General features: G+C 66.7%; 20 protein-coding genes and 1 tRNA gene. 20 read left to right on the top strand and 1 reads right to left on the bottom strand.

The genetic code is table 11. The features are described 5' to 3' along the window. Nucleotides 1-4: 4 nt before the first annotated feature. Entirely contained in the window at nucleotides 5-919 is a 915-nt protein-coding gene (locus J8I26_RS07155; protein WP_209605565.1) for a LysR substrate-binding domain-containing protein, read from the bottom strand. 170 nt (nucleotides 920-1,089) lie between these two features. Here J8I26_RS07155 and J8I26_RS07150 point away from each other — a divergent pair, with 170 nt between their 5' ends. The 20 genes from J8I26_RS07150 (at nucleotide 1,090) to J8I26_RS07055 (ending at nucleotide 18,848) form a co-directional block, all read left to right on the top strand. Next, complete coding sequence (locus J8I26_RS07150) at nucleotides 1,090-2,028, top strand: D-hexose-6-phosphate mutarotase (protein ID WP_209605563.1); 939 nt, start codon at nucleotides 1,090-1,092, stop codon at nucleotides 2,026-2,028. Nucleotides 2,029-2,246: 218 nt separating this feature from the next. Beyond that, the gene (locus J8I26_RS07145; protein ID WP_209605561.1) at nucleotides 2,247-3,326 is read left to right on the top strand and encodes a tartrate dehydrogenase; all 1,080 of its coding nucleotides are present in this window, start codon (nucleotides 2,247-2,249) and stop codon (nucleotides 3,324-3,326) included. 219 nt (nucleotides 3,327-3,545) lie between these two features. Then, nucleotides 3,546-4,565 (top strand): DctP family TRAP transporter solute-binding subunit, encoded by a 1,020-nt coding sequence (locus tag J8I26_RS07140; protein ID WP_209605559.1) that lies wholly within the window; start codon nucleotides 3,546-3,548, stop codon nucleotides 4,563-4,565. A 107-nt stretch (nucleotides 4,566-4,672) separates the two neighbouring features. Beyond that, nucleotides 4,673-4,798: a hypothetical protein gene (locus tag J8I26_RS22795; RefSeq protein ID WP_280868430.1), complete on the top strand. Its 126-nt coding sequence runs from the start codon at nucleotides 4,673-4,675 to the stop codon at nucleotides 4,796-4,798. An 86-nt stretch (nucleotides 4,799-4,884) separates the two neighbouring features. Continuing rightward, entirely contained in the window at nucleotides 4,885-5,280 is a 396-nt protein-coding gene (locus tag J8I26_RS07130) for a surface-adhesin E family protein (RefSeq protein ID WP_245200202.1), read from the top strand. A gap of 69 nt (nucleotides 5,281-5,349) precedes the next feature. After that, nucleotides 5,350-5,434 (top strand) — tRNA-Leu (locus J8I26_RS07125). Between the two features lie 341 nt (nucleotides 5,435-5,775). Further along, a complete protein-coding gene (locus J8I26_RS07120; protein ID WP_209605555.1) occupies nucleotides 5,776-6,540 on the top strand; it encodes a beta-ketoacyl synthase chain length factor in 765 nt (254 codons plus the stop codon). Beyond that, a complete protein-coding gene (locus tag J8I26_RS07115) occupies nucleotides 6,533-7,333 on the top strand; it encodes a lysophospholipid acyltransferase family protein (RefSeq protein WP_209605553.1) in 801 nt (266 codons plus the stop codon). Before J8I26_RS07120 ends, J8I26_RS07115 begins: the two co-directional genes overlap by 8 nt. Nucleotides 7,334-7,336: 3 nt before the next feature. After that, complete coding sequence (locus tag J8I26_RS07110; protein ID WP_209605551.1) at nucleotides 7,337-7,594, top strand: phosphopantetheine-binding protein; 258 nt, start codon at nucleotides 7,337-7,339, stop codon at nucleotides 7,592-7,594. A gap of 29 nt (nucleotides 7,595-7,623) precedes the next feature. After that, entirely contained in the window at nucleotides 7,624-7,902 is a 279-nt protein-coding gene (locus tag J8I26_RS07105) for an acyl carrier protein (RefSeq protein WP_209605833.1), read from the top strand. After that, nucleotides 7,889-8,449: a hypothetical protein gene (locus tag J8I26_RS07100; protein WP_209605549.1), complete on the top strand. Its 561-nt coding sequence runs from the start codon at nucleotides 7,889-7,891 to the stop codon at nucleotides 8,447-8,449. The genes J8I26_RS07105 and J8I26_RS07100 overlap by 14 nt, the downstream gene beginning before the upstream one ends. Further along, nucleotides 8,442-10,220, top strand: coding sequence for an AMP-binding protein (locus tag J8I26_RS07095; protein WP_209605547.1), 1,779 nt, complete (start codon nucleotides 8,442-8,444; stop codon nucleotides 10,218-10,220). The genes J8I26_RS07100 and J8I26_RS07095 overlap by 8 nt, the downstream gene beginning before the upstream one ends. A gap of 8 nt (nucleotides 10,221-10,228) precedes the next feature. Then, nucleotides 10,229-11,011, top strand: coding sequence for a glycosyltransferase family 2 protein (locus J8I26_RS07090; RefSeq protein ID WP_209605545.1), 783 nt, complete (start codon nucleotides 10,229-10,231; stop codon nucleotides 11,009-11,011). Then, nucleotides 11,008-11,970 carry an acyltransferase gene (locus J8I26_RS07085; protein ID WP_209605543.1) on the top strand — a complete coding sequence of 321 codons (963 nt, stop codon included), beginning with the start codon at nucleotides 11,008-11,010 and terminating at the stop codon, nucleotides 11,968-11,970. Before J8I26_RS07090 ends, J8I26_RS07085 begins: the two co-directional genes overlap by 4 nt. After that, entirely contained in the window at nucleotides 11,957-13,519 is a 1,563-nt protein-coding gene (locus tag J8I26_RS07080) for an aromatic amino acid ammonia-lyase (RefSeq protein WP_245200172.1), read from the top strand. The genes J8I26_RS07085 and J8I26_RS07080 overlap by 14 nt, the downstream gene beginning before the upstream one ends. Continuing rightward, entirely contained in the window at nucleotides 13,512-14,009 is a 498-nt protein-coding gene (locus tag J8I26_RS07075; protein ID WP_209605539.1) for an acyl-CoA thioesterase, read from the top strand. Before J8I26_RS07080 ends, J8I26_RS07075 begins: the two co-directional genes overlap by 8 nt. Continuing rightward, nucleotides 14,006-14,638, top strand: coding sequence for an outer membrane lipoprotein carrier protein LolA (locus tag J8I26_RS07070; protein WP_209605537.1), 633 nt, complete (start codon nucleotides 14,006-14,008; stop codon nucleotides 14,636-14,638). The genes J8I26_RS07075 and J8I26_RS07070 overlap by 4 nt, the downstream gene beginning before the upstream one ends. After that, nucleotides 14,631-17,063 (top strand): MMPL family transporter, encoded by a 2,433-nt coding sequence (locus J8I26_RS07065; RefSeq protein ID WP_209605535.1) that lies wholly within the window; start codon nucleotides 14,631-14,633, stop codon nucleotides 17,061-17,063. The genes J8I26_RS07070 and J8I26_RS07065 overlap by 8 nt, the downstream gene beginning before the upstream one ends. After that, nucleotides 17,047-18,285, top strand: coding sequence for an NAD(P)/FAD-dependent oxidoreductase (locus J8I26_RS07060; RefSeq protein WP_245200171.1), 1,239 nt, complete (start codon nucleotides 17,047-17,049; stop codon nucleotides 18,283-18,285). Before J8I26_RS07065 ends, J8I26_RS07060 begins: the two co-directional genes overlap by 17 nt. After that, nucleotides 18,276-18,848: a DUF3261 domain-containing protein gene (locus tag J8I26_RS07055; protein WP_348635289.1), complete on the top strand. Its 573-nt coding sequence runs from the start codon at nucleotides 18,276-18,278 to the stop codon at nucleotides 18,846-18,848. Before J8I26_RS07060 ends, J8I26_RS07055 begins: the two co-directional genes overlap by 10 nt.

Below are 18,848 nucleotides of genomic sequence, written 5' to 3'. Positions count from 1 at the left end.
GTCCCTACAGGTTCAAGGCCGGCGCATTCACATCCAGGTGCTTTTGCAGGAAGCGCACGCATTCGCGCACCTTGGCTGAATTCTTCAACTGCAGCGGATAGACCGCGCACAGATCGGCCTCCTGGTAATACTGCGGCAGCACCCGCACCAGGCGGCCGCGCTTGATGCTCTCGGCCACGTCCCAGATCGAGCGCAGGATGATGCCGTGGCCGTCGACCGCCCACTGGTGGATGATCTCGCCGTGGTTGGACGCCAGCCCGCCCGACACCTTCACCGTCTCCTGCCCCTTGGGGCCCATCATGCGCCAGATGCCGAAAGACTGGTTGCGCTCGCGGATCACCAGGCACTGGTGCTGGCGCAGCGCCGACAATTCGGTCGGCACGCCGTGCCGCTTCAGATAGGCGGGGCTGGCGCAGAGCACGCGCTGGCTGGGGAGGATACGCTTGGAAAAGAGCTGCGGCTCGTGCACCGGGCCGACCCGGATGTCGAGGTCGATACCTTCGTTGACCAGGTCGATCTGGCGGTCCACCAGCTCCAGCTGGATCTTCAGCTCAGGATGCAGCGCCGCGAACTGCGACAGGATCGGCGAGACGAACTTGCGCCCCAGCCCGAAGCTGGTGCTGATCTTGAGCAGCCCGCGCGGCACGCGCTTGGCGCTGCTGACGGTTTCCATCATCTGCTCGACGTCGTCCAGGATACGGCGCGCCCACTCATGCACGTTGCCGCCCTCTTCCGTCATCACCACGCTGCGCGTGGTGCGGTGAAACAGGCGTACGCCCAGCGCCTGCTCCAGCAGCGCGATGCGCTTGCTGATGTAGGCCGGCGAGGCGCCGACTTCCTTGGCCGACTCGGCAAAGCTGCTGCGGCGGGCGACCACGCAGAACAGGCGCAGGTCTTCGAGCATCGGGGAATTGTTCACGTTATGTGTCGGATCAGGTCTACGATGCGTGGATTATAGTCAGCGCCCGGCGTCGCCGACATTTGCCGTTTTGTCATGATCCGCCGCCGCTGCCTGGGGCAAATCCTCCCGCGCATGGCTGAAATGTGGCAGGCTTGCAGTATCGCAATGATCTTTCGGAGTTTCCCAGCATGATCTTCACAGAGGAGCAAGAAGTCCCGCCCGAAGTGCCGCATATCCAGCGCATCGAAGTCAACCAGTTGCAATGCCTGCGGGTGCAGACCTCGCGCGCCGAATTGCTGATCGCCGAGCAAGGCGCGCAGGTGCTGCGCTACCAGGTGTTCGGCCAGGAGCCGGTGATCTGGATGAGCGAGGAAGCCGCCTTCGAGGCCGGCAACTCGGTGCGCGGCGGCATCCCCGTCTGCTGGCCCTGGTTCGGCGACCTGATGCGCAATCCGCCGCAGGTGCAGGCGCTGCACTCGGGCGGCCGCCTGCCGGCGCACGGCCTGGTGCGCGGCATCGACTGGATCCTGGTGGAGAACGCCATCGAAGGCGACACCGTGCGCCTGTCGCTGGCGATCCCGCCGGTCACCGATTCGCCCAGCCTGCGCCACCTGCCCCACGGGCTGGAGCTGCGCCTGGACATCGTGCTGGACGACCGCCTGCACCTGAACCTGGCCACCCGCAACGGCAGCGAGCAGCACATCGCCCTGTCACAGGCGCTGCACAGCTACTTTGCGGTCAGCAGCATCCACAACGCGACGGTGGAAGGCCTGGAAGGCCAACGCTACATCGAGACCCTGGAGGGCTGGGCCGAGCGCCTGCAAAAGCGCGCGCTGGTGGTCAGCAGCGAAACCGACCGCATCTACCTCGACCTGCCGCCGCAGCTGGCCATCCGCGACGACGGCTGGAACCGCCGCATCCGCATCGAGGCCAGCGGCTCGACCTCGGCCGTGGTGTGGAATCCCTGGGCCAGCAAGGCACGCCGCTTGTCGCAGTTCGCCGACGACGCCTGGCAGCGCATGCTGTGCATCGAGACCGCCAACGTCATGGAAGACCTGGTGGAGCTGGCGCCCGGCGAGGAACACAGCATGGGCGTGGCGCTGTGGGCGGAGCCGCTGGGCGGCTGAGCGGCAGACGGCGTCGCAATCAAAGCAGGACAGGAAAAGGCACTGCGCGGCAGTGCCTTTTTCACGTCTTGGCTTCACGTCTCAATTATTCACGAATCGTGTTTCATGGAACCACCATTGCGTGCATGATCGCCGCGCGATTGCGTTTATGATCTTCTTCCGACAGGCGCCGCCAGACTCCGTCAGCCAAGGCGCCGCATCATCGAGGAGAAAGACGCATGGCAAACAAGCACAAGGTAGCAGTCATCGCCGGCGACGGCATCGGCCAGGAAGTGATTCCCGAAGGCCTGCGCGCGGTCGAGGCCGCCAGCAAGAAGTTCGGCATCGAGATCGAGTACACCCACTTCGACTGGGCCCACTGCGGCTATTACGAAAAACACGGCAAGATGATGCCGGACGACTGGTTCGACCAGTTGAAAGGCTTTGAAGCCATCTTCTTCGGCGCGGTCGGCTGGCCGGCCACGGTGCCTGACCACGTCTCGCTGTGGGGCTCGCTGCTGAAGTTCCGCCGCGAGTTCGACCTCTATGTCAACCTGCGTCCGGTGCGCCTGATGCCCGGCGTGCCCTGCCCGTTGGCCAACCGCAAGCCCGGCGACATCGACTTCTACGTGGTGCGCGAAAACACCGAAGGCGAATATTCCTCCATCGGCGGCCGCATGTATGAGGGCACCGAGCGCGAGACCGTGATCCAGGAATCGGTGTTCACCCGCAAGGGCACCGACCGCATCCTGAAGTTCGCCTACGACCTGGCGCAAAGCCGTCCCAAGAAGCACCTGACCTCGGCCACCAAGTCCAACGGCATCGCCATCACCATGCCCTATTGGGACGAGCGCGTGGAAGCCATGGGCAAGCAGTATCCGGACGTGAAGCGCGACAAGTACCACATCGACATCCTCACCGCGCACTTCGTGCTGAACCCGGATCGCTTCGACGTGGTGGTGGCCTCCAACCTGTTCGGCGACATCCTGTCCGACCTCGGCCCGGCCTGCGCCGGCACCATCGGCATCGCGCCGTCGGCCAACATCAACCCCTCGCGCGAACTGCCTTCGCTGTTCGAGCCGGTGCACGGCTCGGCGCCGGACATCTTCGGCAGGAACATCGCCAACCCCATCGCCACCATCTGGTCGGGCGCGATGATGCTGGACTTCCTCGGCAACGGCGACGCCAAGTACAAGCAGGCGCACGACGCCATCCTGGCCGCGGTGGAACGCGTACTGGTGGACGGCCCCAAGACGCCTGACCTGGGCGGCAAGGGCGACACCACCACCGTCGGCAAGGCGATCGCCGCGGCGATCTGAGCCGACGGCAACACACTCCAGGCGGCTTCCCGGCCGCCGCTTCACCGGCGGGCTCGCGCCCGCCGGCCCCACCGCAGCAGGCAACATCCGGCAACATCAGGCAATACGCAGCATCCCGTCATCACCCTATTGTTCACGCATCCGCCGCAGAGCGGAGCAGCAGCATTGCAGGCCCGCAGGCGGCGCCGTGCCGCCATGACAATAACGAAGGAGACAAAGATGAAGTCCTGGAAGACCCTGGGCGCGCTCGCCCTGCTTGCACAGCTGGCCGTGGGCGCCGGCTCCGCCCTCGCCCAACAACCCATCGTCATCAAGTTCAGCCATGTGGTGGCGACCAACACCTCCAAGGGCAAGGCCGCCGAGTATTTCAAGAAGATCGTGGAAGAACGCACGCAGGGCCGCGTGAAGGTGGAGGTCTACGCCAACAGCCAGCTCTACAAGGACAAGGAAGAGCTGGAGGCGCTGCAGCTGGGCTCGGTGCAGATGCTGGCCCCGACCTTCGGCAAGTTCGGCCCGATCGGCGTGCGCGAGTTCGAGGTGTTCGACCTGCCCTATCTGTTTGATAACATGGAGCAGGCGCAGAAGGTCACGCAAGGCCCGATCGGCCACAAGCTGCTCAAGAAGCTCGACAGCAAAGGCATCACCGGCCTGGCCATGCTGGACAGCGGCTTCCTCGACTGGACCTCCAACCGTCCCATCGTCAAGCCGGGCGACATCAAGGGCATGAAGATCCGCATCCAGTCCTCCAAGGTGATCGACGCGCGCACCCGCGCGGTGGGTGCGCTGCCGCAGGTGATGGCGTTCGCCGAGGTGTACCAGGGCCTGCAGACCGGCGTGGTGGACGGCCAGGAAAATCCGCCGTCCATCGTCAGCACCTCCAAGTTCTATGAGGTGCAAAAATTCCTGACGGTCTCCGAACACGGCTACCACGGCTACGTGCTGATCGCCAACAAGCGCTTCTGGGATGCGCTGCCGGCCGACCTCCGTCCCATCATGGACCAGGCTGTCACGGACACCACCACCTACTTCAACAGCAATTCGAAAAAGGAAAACGACGACGCCCTGGAGGAAATCCGCCAGACCGGCAAGACCAAGATCCTGACCATGACCGCGCAGGACAAGGACGAATGGCGCAAGGCACAGGCGCCGGTCTATCACGAGATGGAAAAGCGCGTGGGCAAGGAACTGATGACGGAGATCTTCACCACCATCGGGCGCGACCCGGCCGGACTGAAGTAAGCCTGGCGGCAGCGCAGCGGCGGCGGGCCGCCCCGCCGCCGCGTGCGATGACCGTTCGTCGCGCGCATGTTAGGATTGCTGCAACTCAAACTTTCGCGATCCCGGTGTTGAACAAGCATTCGAACCTGCAGCGCACGTGGCACCTGTTGGCGGCGGAAACGCTGTTCTGGGGTGTCACGCTGGCGCTGCTGCTGGAAGACGACGTGGCCATGCTGGCCGTGATGTTCAGCTGATGCCGTCGCACCCGGTGATCGCGGCGCACTCTGCCGATATGGATGTACAGATTTCCCCCTCCTCCGTCCTGCGCGCGTCGGCACGCATGGCGACCGCGCTGGCGCTGTGTTGCGTCGCCGCCTCCGCGCATGCGGAATGGTCGCCGCTGGGCGACAACACCATCGGCAGCTTCTTCGTCGACAAGAACAGCATCGTCGTCACCCGCAGCATCCGCCAGGCGCAGATCCTGCTGAACTGGACCCGGCCGCAATTGCTGATGGGCCAGGGCAGCAAGACCTACTACTCGTCGGAAGTCTCGACCGCCTATTTCGACTGCAACAATCGCCAGCTCGGCTTCGGCAGCCGCAAGATGTACGCCCAGCCGGACGGCAAGGGCCAGTTGCTGCTGGCGCCCCAGCTGGCCTATGCGGACGTGAAGCTGCAAGACCCCATCCCCGGCTCGACCGGCGAACGCGCCATCGAGGCCGTCTGCGGCAAATAATCCCCGGCGGCCGATGGCCGCACCTCTTGCTCGCAGTGGCAAAACGCGTCATAATGTTCGGCTTGCGTTGCCGGGATGGCGGAATAGGTAGACGCACGGGACTCAAAATCCCGCGCCGCAAGGCGTGCCGGTTCGATTCCGGCTCCCGGCACCAGCAAAAATTGCATAAGCAATGGCTGCAGACAATCGTTTGGCGCTGGACGTTATCGTCTCGCGCGGACAACAAAAATCAGGTGGGTACGATAATCTCGTTCCTGCCTTTTTTTTGGCCTGAGTTTTCAGTGTAAATTCGTGTTTATTCAGGTGTTTTGTCGTACCATTCCCGCTTACAAAATTTAACTTTTTCGCCACCGGATTCGGCCCGTACATCAACAACAAAAACGGGCTGGGGGCCTCTGCTGCAGAATCTCTCGTCAAAAAACGGTTCGCATGAGGGAGGATGGATCCGGCCAATGAATTACAGCTAAGACAAAAGCCTCGCCGCTTTTTGAAGATATGCTTTTTGGGGATGTCAGTTTTACTGTTGCATCGCATGCGGCATGGGTTCCGGGAATCGATTCCGCAGAAGCCTGGCAGCAATGGGTCAGCGGCAATCTGTCGGCAGCCGGTTCGGGAGAACCGGCGGTCAAAGCCATGCCGCCCATGCTGCGCCGTCGCGCCAGCGCGACCGGCAAGATCGCCCTGGAAGCCGCCTATGCCGCCCTGCCTGCGCACGGCATCGCCGAAGACACCCCCGTTGTATTTGCCTCGCGCCACGGCGAATGCTCGCGTTCGGTCGAGTTGCTTGAGGAGTTGTCCAACGGGACCACGTTGTCGCCGACCGCGTTCAGCCTGTCGGTGCACAACGCCAACGCCGGCCTGTTTTCCATCGCACGCCGCGCGCGCGGCAACAGCATCGCCATCGCCGCCGGCCACAGCACCGTCGAACACGCCGTGATCGAGGCCTGCGGCCTGCTGGCCGACGGCGCCCCGCAGGTGCTGCTGGTGGCGGCCGACGGCCCGCTGCCCGAGGCGTTTGAAGACTACGCCGACTGCCGCGAGCAGCCCTTCGGTTGGGCCTGGCTGATGCAGGCCGCCGACGAGGACGGCCCGCTGCCCACCCTGTCTCTGCAGTGGAGCGCTGCCGAAGCCGGCCAGACGGCCGTGCCCGACGCCGCTCCCGGCGGCATCGACGTGCTGCGTTTTTTCCTTGCCCGCGACCGGGACGGCATGGTGCGCCAGGCCGACGGCCGCCGCTGGCACTGGATGCGCCATGATTGAGCGCACCACCAAGCAGCTCGGCAAACGCCTCAACCGCGGCTGGCGCGTGGCCGGCACCGGCTTTTCCTTCGCCATGTTCGGCCTGGGCGGACTGATGCTGCGCCTGATCGTCTTTCCCCTGCTGGACCTGGCCGTACGCGACCGTCGGCGCCGCGTGCTGCTGGCGCGCCAGGTGATTCGCCTGGCTTTTCGCAGCTTCGTCGAGATGATGCGCGCGCTGGGCGTGATCCGTTATGAAATCTCCGGACTGGAGCGCCTGCGCCGTCGTGGCCTGCTGATTCTGGCCAATCACCCCACACTGATCGACACCGTGCTGCTGATGGCCTTCGTGCAGCATGCCGACTGCATCGTCAAGAATGCGCTGTGGCGCAATCCTTTCACGCGCGGGCCGATCCGTGCGGCCGGCTACATCAGCAACGAGCAGGGCCCGGACCTGATCGACGATTGCATCGACTCCATCCGCGGCGGCGGCAACCTGATCATCTTCCCGGAAGGCACGCGCACGCCCATCGACGGCAACATGACCTTCAAGCGCGGCGCGGCCAACGTCGCGGTGCGCGGCGAATGCCCGATCACGCCGGTATACATCCGCTGCACCCCGCTCACGCTGAGCAAGGGCGAGAAATGGTGGGACGTGCCGGACACGATCCCGCTGTTTTCCGTGCAGATCGGCCAGGACATCCACATCGATCACGCCATCGGCGCCGATGCGCCGGCGTGCGCCGACAACCCGACACTGGCCGCGCGCCAGCTGACCACTTACCTGCAACAGCACTTCATGAAAGAAAGCTAGTCGATGCAAAAGCTCGAAGAAGAAATCAAGGAACTGATCATCGAGGTTCTGGAACTGGAAGACATCGGCCCTGCTGACATCGACAGCGCCGCGCCGCTTTTCGGCGAAGGACTGGGACTGGACTCGATCGACGCGCTGGAACTGGGCGTGGCGCTGCAAAAACGCTACGGCATCACGCTGTCGGCAAATTCGGAAGAAACCCGCAAGCATTTCGCTTCGGTACAGGCGCTGGCGGCGCTGGTCGCCAGCCACAAGCAATAACGGCAACGAGAAACAAATAAAGGCTCATGATGACCACTTTGGCCCCCACCATGAACAAGGACGAGATCTACTCCTGGATCGTCGACATGCTGCATGAGATGTTCGAGCTCGACAAGGCTGCGATCACGCCTCAGTCCAACCTCTACACCGACCTCGACATCGACAGCATCGACGCCGTCGACATCGTGGTCAAGCTCAATCAGATGACCGGCAAGCGCATCCAGCCGGACGTCTTCCGTACCGTGCGCACCGTGCAGGACGTGGTCGACGTGCTGGCCACGCTGATGGGTACGGATGAAAAGGCCTGAGCTGTCGACCCTGCTCGGCACGCTGCTGATCCTGCTTTATCCGCTGCTGATCTGGAGCGCGCACGGCCGGCTGGAGCCTCGCCAGCTGGCGCTGCTGCTGCTGGCCATCGGCGGCGTGCGGCTGCTGACCTCGCGCCGCCTCTCCCGCCATGTGCGTTGGACCGGTATCGCCGCGCTGGCGCTGGCCGCGCCGGCGCTGTACTGGAACGCGCTGCTGCCGCTCAAGCTCTATCCGGTCGCCATCAGCATCGGCATGCTGGCGCTGTTCGGCTACAGCCTGCTGAATCCGCCGTCCATGATCGAGCGCCTGGCGCGCCTGCGTGACCCGGAGTTGCCGCCCTTCGCGATCGCCTATACCCGCCGCGTGACGCAGGTATGGTGCGTGTTCTTCGCCGCCAACGGCGCCATCGCCTTCGCCACCGCGCTGTGGGCCTCGCCTGCGGTGTGGTCGATGTACACCGGCGTGATTTCCTATGTCGCCATGGGCGTGCTGTTCGCCGGCGAATACCTGGTGCGCCTGCACGTGCGGCGCCGCCATCATGCGTGAGGCGGGCGGCGCGACGCCGCTGAACTTGCTGCAACTGCCCTTCCAACATTTCCCCGCCGAGCACGTCATCGGCTGGCGCGACGGCGCAAGCGTGAGCAACGCGCAGTTCCGTCGCGAGATCCTCGGCTGGCGCCGGTTGCTGGAGTCCAGCGCGGGACGCCGCTTCGCGCTGTTCCATACGGACTCCCTGCATTTCGCCGCGGCCCTGTTCGGCGCCTGGCTGGCCGGCAAGACGGTCTACCTGCCCAGTGACGCCCTGCCCGACACCTGCTGCGCCCTGCAAGGCGAAGTCGACGGCCTGGTCGGCGATATCGACGCGGCCTGGCAGCCGCTGCGCCTGAGCGAGTCGCACCTGGCGCCGACGGCCGGTGACGATGCCCCCTGGCCGGTACTGCCGGCCGGCTTCCCGGGCCTGGTGGTCTACACCTCCGGCAGCACCGGCCAGGCGCAAGCCATCCCCAAGACGCTGGCGCAGATGGCCAATGAAGTCGCCACGCTGGAGGCGCTGTTCGGTGATCGCCTGGACGATGCCGAGATCGTCGCCACCGTCTCGCACCAACATATCTACGGCCTGCTGTTCAAGGTGCTGTGGCCGATCCCGGCTGCACGCGCGGTGCATGCGCAAAGCGCCTTCTTCCCCGAAGACTTGAAGCGCATGGTGCCGCCGCGGCCGTGGGCGCTGCTCTCCAGCCCGGCGCACCTGAAGCGTTTTCCCGAACAACCGACGCTGCCCGATGCCGCCTTGCTGCGCGCGGTATTTTCTTCCGGCGGTCCGTTGCCGGCAGAAGCCGCGCGCCAGACCTGGCAGCTGTTCGACCAGCGCCCGCTGGAAATCTACGGCAGCTCGGAGACCGGCGGCATCGCCTGGCGCCAGCCGCACCATGACCCGGCGCTGCGCGAAGAGCGCTGGCAGGCCATGCCCGGCGTGGACGCGCGCGTGAACGCCGAGGGCACGCTGGAAGTGCGCTCGCCGCACCTGCCCGACGACGGCTGGTTCGCCATGGCCGACCGCGCCGAGATGCGCGATGGCGCCAACCGCGGCTTCACCCTGCACGGCCGCGCCGACCGCATCGTCAAGCTGGAAGAAAAACGCATCTCGCTGGATCAGATCGAACGCCTGCTGCTGGCCTCGCCGCTGGTGGCCGAGGCGCGCGTGCTGGTGCACGAGGGCAAACGCGGGCGCCAGTTCATCGCCGCCTTCGCGGTGCCCACCGCGGACGGCCGGCAACTACTGGCGCAACGCGGCAAGCCGGCCATGAACGCCGCCTTGCGCACGGCGCTGGCCGGCGCCATCGAAGGCATCGCGCTGCCGCGCCTGTGGCGCTACCTGGACGCCATGCCGGTGAACCAACAAGGCAAGATCACCGTGGCCGCGCTGACCGCGCTGCTAGAACCGGCAACGTCCGCCCCCGCCGCATCGCCCCGCCCCACGCTGCCCGACATCACCGAGCTGCAACGCGACGTCGACGCAGTGCGGCTGTCGCTGCGCATCCCGCCTGATCTGCTGTATTTCGAGGGCCACTTCCCCGGCTCGCCCATCCTGCCCGGCGTGGTGCAGACCGACTGGGCGCTGCTGCTGGGCCGCCGCTACTTCGAGATGCCGCCGCGCTTTCTGGGTGTGGCGGCGCTGAAGTTCCAGCGCGTGGTCGTGCCCGGCGCCGTCGTGACGCTGGAACTGCAATACGACGCCGCCAAGAGCGCGCTGAGTTTCCGCCTGCATTCCGAAGGCGGGCAGCATGCCAGCGGGCGCTTTATGCTGGGGCCGCAATGACTGATTCAATGAATGACGCCCTGACCATCGCCCCGACCACCGCCGCCGTCATCCCGGTGTACAACCACGAGCACGCCATCGGCGCCGTGGTGGATGCGGTGCTGGCCCACGGCTTGCACTGCGTGCTGGTCGACGACGGCTGCAGCGCGGCTTGCGCGCAGGTGCTGCGCGAGATCGCCGCAGCCCATCCGCAACAGGTCACGCTGCTGGTCCACGCCGTCAACCAGGGCAAGGGCGGCGCCGTGATCACCGGCCTGCGCCACGCCGCCCGGGCCGGCTACAGCCATGCGCTGCAGATCGACGCCGACGGCCAGCACGACGCCGCTGATATCCCGCGCTTCCTGGCCGCCTCGCTGGCCGCGCCGCGCGCGGTCATCAACGGCAAGCCGGTCTACGACGAGAGCATCCCCAAGGGCCGCCTGTACGCGCGCTACCTGACCCATGTATGGGTCTGGATCAACACCCTGTCGCTGGAAATCAGCGACTCCATGTGCGGCTTTCGTGTGTACCCGCTGGCGCCCGTGCTGAAACTGCTGGATAGCGTGCGCATCGGCCGCCGCATGGATTTCGACACCGAGATCCTGGTGCGCCTGCAATGGCGCGGGCTGCGCATTCTCGACCAGCCCACGCGCGTGCATTACCCCACCGACGGCGTCTCCCACTTCAAGGTGTGGCTGGACAACGTGCTGATCTCGCGCATGCATGCGCGGCTGTTCTTCGGCATGCTGCCGCGCTCGCCGCTGCTGCTGGCGCGCAAACTGGGCCGCGCGCTGGCGGGGCCGCCGCGATGACGGCGCACAAACAGACGCGCCACTGGGCGCAGATCAACGAGGTCAGCTTCGTGGCCGGCATGCGCCTGCTGTTTACGGTCTACCGGCTGTGCGGCCGCTTGCCGTTTCGCCTGATGCTATACCCGGTGCTGTGCTGGTACATCGCCGCCAACGGCCGCGCGCGGCGGGCGTCGCGCGCCTATCTGCTGCAGGTGCAGGCCTACCGTCCGGGCCTGTGTCTTCCGGCCGGCATCGGCGGCGTGTTCCGCCACTTCGCCGCCTTCGGCGAGAGCCTGCTGGACAAGATGCTGCTGTGGGGCGGACTGTTTCGCACCGACCGCGTCACGCTGCGCGACCAGGAACACATTGCCGCCGCCGTGGAGCAAGGGCGCGGCGGACTCATCATCTGCACCCACCTGGGTAACCTGGAGCTGTGCCGCGTGATGGGGCGCGATCATCCCGAGGTGAAGCTGACCGTGCTGGTGCACACCAAGCACGCCCAGGCCTTCAACCGCATGCTGGCCCAGCTCGACCCGCGCAGCCAGCTGAACCTGATGCAGGTGACCGACATGTCGCCGGCCACCGCCATGATGCTGGCCGACAAGGTGGCGCAGGGCGAGTTCGTGGTGATCGCGGGCGACCGCATCCCGGTCTCGCCCAATCCGCGCGTGGCGCGCGCCGCCTTCATGGGACGCAGCGCACCCTTCCCGGTCGGCCCCTACGTACTGGCCTCGCTGCTGCGCTGCCCGGTGTATCTGATGTTTTCGCGGCGCACCGCGCAGGGCGCCGAAGTAAGTTTCGAATTCTTCCGCGACCTGGTCGAGTTGCCGCGCAAACAGCGCGACCAACGCCTGGACGAGCTGGCCGCAGACTACGCGGCCCGGCTCGAATTCCATTGCCTGCAGGCGCCTTTCCAGTGGTTCAACTTCTACGATTTCTGGGCGGACTCCGCCCTCGATGACCAACATGTCCCACACTGATTCCCCCAACATCATTTTCGGCGCACGCACGCTGACCATCGAAGACGTGGTCGCGCTGTCGCAGCGCAAGGGCCGCGCCGCGCTGTCCGGCGAGGCGCCGTTCCTGGACCGCATCCGCCGCGGCGCCGACTTCCTCGACCGCCTGCTGCGCGAAGACGGCACCATCTATGGCGTCACCACCGGCTACGGCGACTCCTGCACCGTCACCGTACCGCCGGAACTGGTGGCCGAGCTGCCGCACCATCTCTACACCTACCACGGCTGCGGCCTGGGTGCGCTGTTCTCGCCCGAGCAGACGCGCGCCATCCTGGCCGCGCGCCTGAACTCGCTCACGCAAGGTTTCTCGGGCGTGAGCGTGGCGCTGTTGCAGCAGATCGAAGCGCTGCTGCAACACGACCTGCTGCCGCTGATCCCCAGCGAGGGCTCGGTCGGCGCCAGCGGCGACCTGACACCGCTGTCCTACCTGGCGGCGGTGCTGTGCGGCGAACGCGACGTCTGGCGCGACGGCCAACAGATTCCCGCAGCGCAGGCCCTGTCCGATGCCGGCATGACGCCGCTGCGCCTGCGCCCCAAGGAAGGCCTGGCCATCATGAACGGCACCGCCGTCATGACCGCGCTGGCCTGCCTGGCCTACGACCGCGCGCAATACCTGTGCCGCCTGGCCACGCGCATCACCGCCATGGCCAGCTTCACGCTGGACGGCAACGCCCACCATTTCGACGCCACCCTGTTCTCGGCCAAGCCGCACCCCGGCCAGCAGCAGGTTGCCGCCTGGCTGCAGGCCGACCTGCCGTGCGACCAGCCGCACCGCAACGAGAAGCGCCTGCAGGACCGCTATTCGGTACGCTGCGCGCCGCACGTGATCGGCGTGCTGAACGATGCCCTGCCGTGGCTGCGCAGCTATATCGAAAACGAGCTCAACAGCGCCAACGACAATCCCCTGATCGATCCGGACGGCGAGCGCGTGCTGCATGGCGGCCACTTCTACGGCGGCCACATCGCCTTCGCCATGGACAGCATGAAGACCGCCGTGGCCAACATCGCCGACCTGCTGGACCGCCAGATGGCGCTGATGGTGGACAACCGCTACAACAACGGCCTGCCCTCCAATCTCTCCGGCGCCACCGGCCCGCGCGCGTCCATCAACCATGGCTTGAAGGCCCTGCAGATCAGCGCCTCGGCTTGGACGGCGGAAGCGCTCAAGCTGACCATGCCGGCCTCGGTGTTCTCGCGCTCGACCGAGTGCCACAACCAGGACAAGGTCAGCATGGGCACCATCGCCGCACGCGACTGCCTGCGCGTGCTGGAGCTGACCGAGCAGGTGGCGGCGGCGCTGCTGATCACCGTGCGCCAGGGTGCCTGGCTGCGCAGCCAACGCCAGCAGCCGGGCGACACCCCGCTGGGCGACCTGCCGGGTGGCCGCCTGGCCGCCATGCAGGAGGCGCTGGCGCGCGACATCGCGGTGGTCGACGAAGACCGCATGCTGGAACCCGACCTGCGCCTGCTGCTCCAACGTATCCGCCAACAGGCCTGGACGCTGTATGAGTGACGCCCCCGTTTCACCGCTGGCCCATCAGGCCCGCACCAGCTTGCCCTCGGGCAAATTGACGCTGGCCAATTCGCCGTGGAAGGCCGAGGTCGAGCTGCAGATTCAGTTCTACGACCTAGACCCGATGGAGATCGTCTGGCACGGCCGCTACGTCGAGTACCTGGAAACCGCGCGCTGCGCCCTGCTCGACAAGCTCGGCTACAACTACCCGGCCATGAAGGACTCGGGCTACGCCTGGCCGGTGATCGACCTGCACCTGCGCTATGCGGCGCCGGCCACCTTCGGCCAGCGCATCAAGGTCGCGGCGGCCGTGGTCGAGTGGGAAAACCGCCTCAAGATCGATTACCAGGTCAGCGACGCCGTCACCGGCGCCCGCCTGACGCGCGCCGCCACCGTTCAGGTGGCGGTGCAGATTTCCAACCGTGAGATGTGCTTCGTGTCGCCGCCGGTGCTGTGGCACAAGCTCGGACTGATTCCCCCCGCCCCATGATTTCCTGCAAACCCCTTTTCACCTCCCTGCTGCTGGGCGCAACGCTGGCCGCCGCATTGCCGGCCCGCGCCGCCGCCCCGGTGCAGCATATCCAGGCCGCACTGGCCAAACCGGCCGTGATGTGCGGCCGCTTCGACCAGACCAAGCAGCTGACCGGCATCAAGAAGCCGCTGCAATCCAACGGCCGCTTCTGCGTGCTCAAAGGCCGTGGCATCCTGTGGCAGACGCTGCAGCCCTTCCCCAACACGCTGCGCATCACGCGCGACGCCATCGTCCAGATGCAGAACGGCCGCGTGGCGATGAAGCTGGACGCGCAGCAGGAGCCGGTGGTCAAGATGATCAACAGCGTGCTGTTTTCGCTGCTGGCCGGTGACCTGAGCCAGCTCGATTCGCTGTTCGAGCTGGACGGCGAGATCGGCAACAACGGCAAGGGCCCGTGGCATGTCGCCCTCAAGGCGCGCCAGCCGGCGCTGGCCAAGGCCATCGGCGACATCACACTGGACGGCGGCGCCTACGTCGAGCGCGTCGGCATGAAGGAAGCCGGCGGCGACCGCACCGACATCGTGTTTTCCGCCATCAAGACCGGCGAGTCCGCGCTGACGGCCGAAGAAGGGGCGATGTTTGACTAAGTCCGGACCCAAGGCAGGATCCTTGCAGCGCCGGCTGGCGGCGCTGTGGCTGCTGGCCGTGCTGCTGCTGGCCGGCCACAACGCCTGGCTGTGGCTGGGCCAGCGCGCCAGCCCCGACACCGACATCCTGGCCCTGCTGCCGTCCTCGCGCAACGACGCGGTGCTGCAGCAAGCCTTCTCGCACATGGTCGACACCTCGCAGCAGAAGGTGGTGGTGCTGGTCGGCGACGCCGACTGGGAGCGCGCCACCCGCGCCGCCGACGCCTACCTCGCCGCGCTGCGCCCGCAGGCCGCGCTGGTGGCGCCGATGGCGGGCTCGGCCCAGTTGCAGGAGCAATGGCTGAACGTGTTCGGCAACAGCCGCACGCTGCTGCTGACCGAGGCCCAGCGCGCGCAACTGGCGCAAGCCTCGCCGCAGCAGTGGAGCCAGCAGGCGCTGGCCGGCATGTACGGCGCGTTCGGCGGCCCCAAGCTGGGCGCCTGGCAGGACGATCCCTTCGGCCTGTTCGCCGGCTGGATACAGGAACGCGCGCGCGAAACCCCGGTGCGTCCGCGCGACGGCCGCCTGTTCGTGGAGCGCGACGGCAAGTCCTACGTGCTGCTGCTGCTGGAGCTGAAGGCGTCCGCATTCTCCCTGCAGGCGCAGGAGCAAGTGGTGCCGCTGCTGGCGAATGCCCGGCAGGCGGCGCTGGCGCAGGCGCAGGCGGCCGAGGTCGTCACCGGCGGCGTGGTGCTGCATGCGGCGGCCGCCGGCGAACAGGCCAGCGGCGAGATGGCCACCATCGGCACCGGCTCGCTGATCGGCATCCTGCTGCTGATGTGGCTGTCGTTCCGTTCGCTCAAACCCATCCTCTACATCGCCGCCTCGATCGCGGTCGGCTGCCTGGGCGCGCTGTCGGTGAGCATGCTGCTGTTCGGCCATGTGCACCTGCTGACGCTGGTGTTCGGCGCCAGCCTGATCGGCATCGCGCAGGATTACGGCATCTACTTCCTGTGCGCGCGGCTGGGCACGGCCGAGAGCGTCAGCTCACCGCAATTGTTCAGGCAGCTCCTGCCCGGACTGGCGCTGATGCTGCTGGCGGCGGTGATCGGCTACCTGGGCCTGGCCGCCACGCCCTTCCCCGGACTGCAGCAGATGGCGGTGTTCTCGGCGCTGGGCCTGGTGTTCGCGTGGCTGACGGTGGCCTGCTGGTTCCCGCAACTGGTCGGCCCCAAAAGCCTGCGCGCCACCCGCGCCGCCGATGCCTTGAGCCGCAGCATCGAACGCTGGCCCGACTTCCTCGGCGGCCACGCCTGGCACCTGATGCTGCCGGCCGCGGTCGGCGTGATCGGCCTGTGCCTGGCCGGCCTGGTGAAGCTGCAGGCCAGCGACGACATCCGCGCCCTGCAAAAAACCCCGCAAGCCTTACTGGATGATCAGATCAGGATCGGCAAACTGCTCGACATGGCCGCGCCGGTGCAGTTCTACCTGGTGCGCGGCGAGTCGGCCGACGCGGTGCTGCAGCAAGAAGAACAACTGGCGCAGCGGCTGCAGCCGCTGGTGGACGCGCACCTGATCAGCGGCGTGCAGGCGGTGTCCAACTGGGTGCCGTCGCAGGCCATGCAGCAACGCAACCTGGCGCTGCTGCAACAGTCGCTGCTGGACGCGCGTGACGGCCAGCCGGCCGCGCTGGCGCAGGTGGCCGAGGCCATCGGCGAGTCGTCGCAATGGGTGGCGGGCATGCGCGCCCGCTTGCTGGAGCGCGCACGCCCGATGACGCCCGACGCCTTCCTCGCCTCCGCCGCCGGCGAGGCCACCCGCCACCTGTGGCTGGGCAAGGTTGACGGCGGCTACGCCAGCATCGTGGCGCTGCGCGGCCTGTCCGACTATCGCCGCCTGGGCGAACTGGCCGAGGTCGCCGCCAAGGTGCCCGGTGTGCAATGGGTGGACAAGGTCGGCGAGATTTCGTCGGTCCTGAAGTACTACCGCCAATACATGGGCTGGGCGCTGCTGGCCGCCTACGCCGCCATCTTTGCGTTGCTGTCGCTGCGCTATCGCCGCCGCGCTTGGCGCGCGCTGGCGCCGCCGCTGCTGGCGACCGGCCTGACGCTGGGCCTGTTCGGCTGGCTGGGCCTGCCGCTGCAGCTGTTCCATGTGCTGGCCGCGCTGCTGGTGCTGGGCCTGGGCGTGGATTACGGCATCTTCCTGCTGGAGCCGGCCCGGCGCGAGCGCCGCTACGCCTGGCTGACGGTCTGCCTGTCGGCGGTCAGCGCCCTGCTGTCGTTCGGGCTGCTGGCGCTGAGCGGCAGCCCGCCGCTGCACGCCTTCGGCCTGACCATGCTGTGCGGCATGCTGCTGGTATGGCTGCTGGCGCCCTGCTTCACTTTCCCGAATCGACAACATCGAGCACACGAAGGCAACGAACACGATGACCATGTACATTGAACATCACGACGTCCTCATCATCGGCGCCGGCCCGTCCGGCTCCATCGCCGCAGCGCTGCTGCACCGCCAGGGCCACAAGGTGCTGGTGGTGGAGCGCGAGGAATTCCCGCGCTTTTCCATCGGTGAGAGCCTGCTGCCGCAGAGCATGGAGTTCATCGAGGAAGCCGGCATGCTGCGCGCGGTGGTGGAGCACGGCTTCCAGTTCAAGAACGGCGCGTCGTTCGTGCGCGGCGAGCAAGAGACCGCCTTCGATTTCCGTGAAAAGCATACGCCTGGCTGGGGCACCACCTACCAGGTGCAACGCGCCGACTTCGACCACCTGCTGGCCAAGGAAGCGGCGCGCCAGGGCGTGGAGATCCGCTATCGCCACCGCGTGACCGAGGCCGATCTCAGCGCCCAGCCGCGCATTCGCATCGAAGCGCCCGACGGCCAGCCTGCCTACACCGTGCACGCCCGCTTCGTGCTCGACGCCAGCGGTTTCGGCCGCGTGCTGCCGCGCCTGCTGCAGCTGGAGCGTCCCAGCGCCTTCCCCGTTCGCACCGCGCACTTCACCCACATCCGCGACGGCATCCCGGGCTCGGGCGGCGCCTTCGACCGCAACAAGATCCGCATCACCGTACATCCGCGCCACCATGACGTGTGGTATTGGCTGATCCCGTTCTCCAACGGCCGCAGCTCGATCGGCGTGGTGACGCCGGACGGCTTCATCGAAAAGATGACCGGCGACGAAACCGAAAAACTGCGCACGCTGGTCCACGAAGACCCGGCGCTGCGCGCGCTGCTGGCCGACGCCGAGTGGGACACCCCGGCGCGCCGCCTGACCGGCTACGCCGCCAACGTCACCTCGCTGCACGGGCCCGGCTATGCGCTGCTGGGCAATGCCGGCGAGTTCCTCGACCCCATCTTCTCCTCCGGCGTCACGATTGCGATGAAGTCGGCCAGCCTGGCCAGCAAGGCCGTGCACCGCCTGCTGGGCGGCGAGCAGCCGGACTGGGAGCAGGACTACGCGCAGCCGCTCAAGCGCGGCATGGACACCTTCCGCACCTTTGTGGAGTCGTGGTACGCCGGCGGCTTCCAGGACGTCATCTTCCACGAGGAGCAGGAGCCGCAGATCCGCGGCATGATCTCCTCCATCCTGGCCGGCTATGCCTGGGATCTCAGCAATCCCTTCGTGGCCGAAAGCAAACGCCGCTTGACGGCGCTGGAGGCGCTGTGCGCCTGAGCTTGCGATGCCAATGGCCGGCCCTGCTGGCGCTGGCGGCGACGCTGCTGGCCGGCTGCGCCACCGCGCCGGCGCCGGCCAGCCAGGACGCGCGCCTGCATCTGCGCCTGGCGCCGGCCGCGCTGGGCCGCACCCTGAACCTGCAGCAGCACCTGACGGTGGAGCGCGAAGGCCGCACCGACCAGCTCGACACCGCGCTGGAAATCGATGCCGAGCACCTCGACCTGGTCGGCCTGGCCTTTGGCCAGCGCGTCATGTCGCTGCACTATGACGGTCACGAATTGCAGGTCTGGCGCCACTTCATGCTGCCCAAGCAGGTACAGGGCGACGATGTGTTGCAAGATGTACAACTGACCCTGTGGCCGGCCGAGGCGATCCGGGAGGCGCTTCCCGCCGGCTGGGAGTTGCGCGAAAGCCAAGGTCAACGTACCCTCCTGCTCGACGGCGAAACAATCGCCGTGATCGACTATCCCGACGGCCGCGCTTGGGGTGGCACGGTCGTCCTGAACAATCTGCGCTACCGATACAAACTGACCATACAGTCGGTGGTCACCTCAGAATGA

Source organism: Herbaspirillum sp. LeCh32-8 (assembly GCF_017814915.1).
Taxonomy (GTDB): Bacteria; Pseudomonadota; Gammaproteobacteria; order Burkholderiales; family Burkholderiaceae_D; genus Herbaspirillum.
This window is presented reverse-complemented; position numbering and strand designations above follow the sequence as displayed.

What these genes read in the sequence shown, in the direction of transcription:
- J8I26_RS07120 (WP_209605555.1), top strand. Translation starts at nt 5,776, where the DNA reads ATGCTTTTTGGGGATGTCAGTTTTACTGTTGCATCGCATGCGGCATGG.
- J8I26_RS07095 (WP_209605547.1), top strand. Translation starts at nt 8,442, where the DNA reads ATGCGTGAGGCGGGCGGCGCGACGCCGCTGAACTTGCTGCAACTGCCC.
- J8I26_RS07140 (WP_209605559.1), top strand. Translation starts at nt 3,546, where the DNA reads ATGAAGTCCTGGAAGACCCTGGGCGCGCTCGCCCTGCTTGCACAGCTG.
- J8I26_RS07110 (WP_209605551.1), top strand. Translation starts at nt 7,337, where the DNA reads ATGCAAAAGCTCGAAGAAGAAATCAAGGAACTGATCATCGAGGTTCTG.
- J8I26_RS07145 (WP_209605561.1), top strand. Translation starts at nt 2,247, where the DNA reads ATGGCAAACAAGCACAAGGTAGCAGTCATCGCCGGCGACGGCATCGGC.
- J8I26_RS07085 (WP_209605543.1), top strand. Translation starts at nt 11,008, where the DNA reads ATGACGGCGCACAAACAGACGCGCCACTGGGCGCAGATCAACGAGGTC.
- J8I26_RS07060 (WP_245200171.1), top strand. Translation starts at nt 17,047, where the DNA reads ATGACCATGTACATTGAACATCACGACGTCCTCATCATCGGCGCCGGC.
- J8I26_RS07080 (WP_245200172.1), top strand. Translation starts at nt 11,957, where the DNA reads ATGTCCCACACTGATTCCCCCAACATCATTTTCGGCGCACGCACGCTG.
- J8I26_RS07130 (WP_245200202.1), top strand. Translation starts at nt 4,885, where the DNA reads ATGGCGACCGCGCTGGCGCTGTGTTGCGTCGCCGCCTCCGCGCATGCG.
- J8I26_RS07100 (WP_209605549.1), top strand. Translation starts at nt 7,889, where the DNA reads ATGAAAAGGCCTGAGCTGTCGACCCTGCTCGGCACGCTGCTGATCCTG.
- J8I26_RS07075 (WP_209605539.1), top strand. Translation starts at nt 13,512, where the DNA reads ATGAGTGACGCCCCCGTTTCACCGCTGGCCCATCAGGCCCGCACCAGC.
- J8I26_RS07090 (WP_209605545.1), top strand. Translation starts at nt 10,229, where the DNA reads ATGAATGACGCCCTGACCATCGCCCCGACCACCGCCGCCGTCATCCCG.
- J8I26_RS07070 (WP_209605537.1), top strand. Translation starts at nt 14,006, where the DNA reads ATGATTTCCTGCAAACCCCTTTTCACCTCCCTGCTGCTGGGCGCAACG.
- J8I26_RS07105 (WP_209605833.1), top strand. Translation starts at nt 7,624, where the DNA reads ATGACCACTTTGGCCCCCACCATGAACAAGGACGAGATCTACTCCTGG.
- J8I26_RS07150 (WP_209605563.1), top strand. Translation starts at nt 1,090, where the DNA reads ATGATCTTCACAGAGGAGCAAGAAGTCCCGCCCGAAGTGCCGCATATC.
- J8I26_RS07115 (WP_209605553.1), top strand. Translation starts at nt 6,533, where the DNA reads ATGATTGAGCGCACCACCAAGCAGCTCGGCAAACGCCTCAACCGCGGC.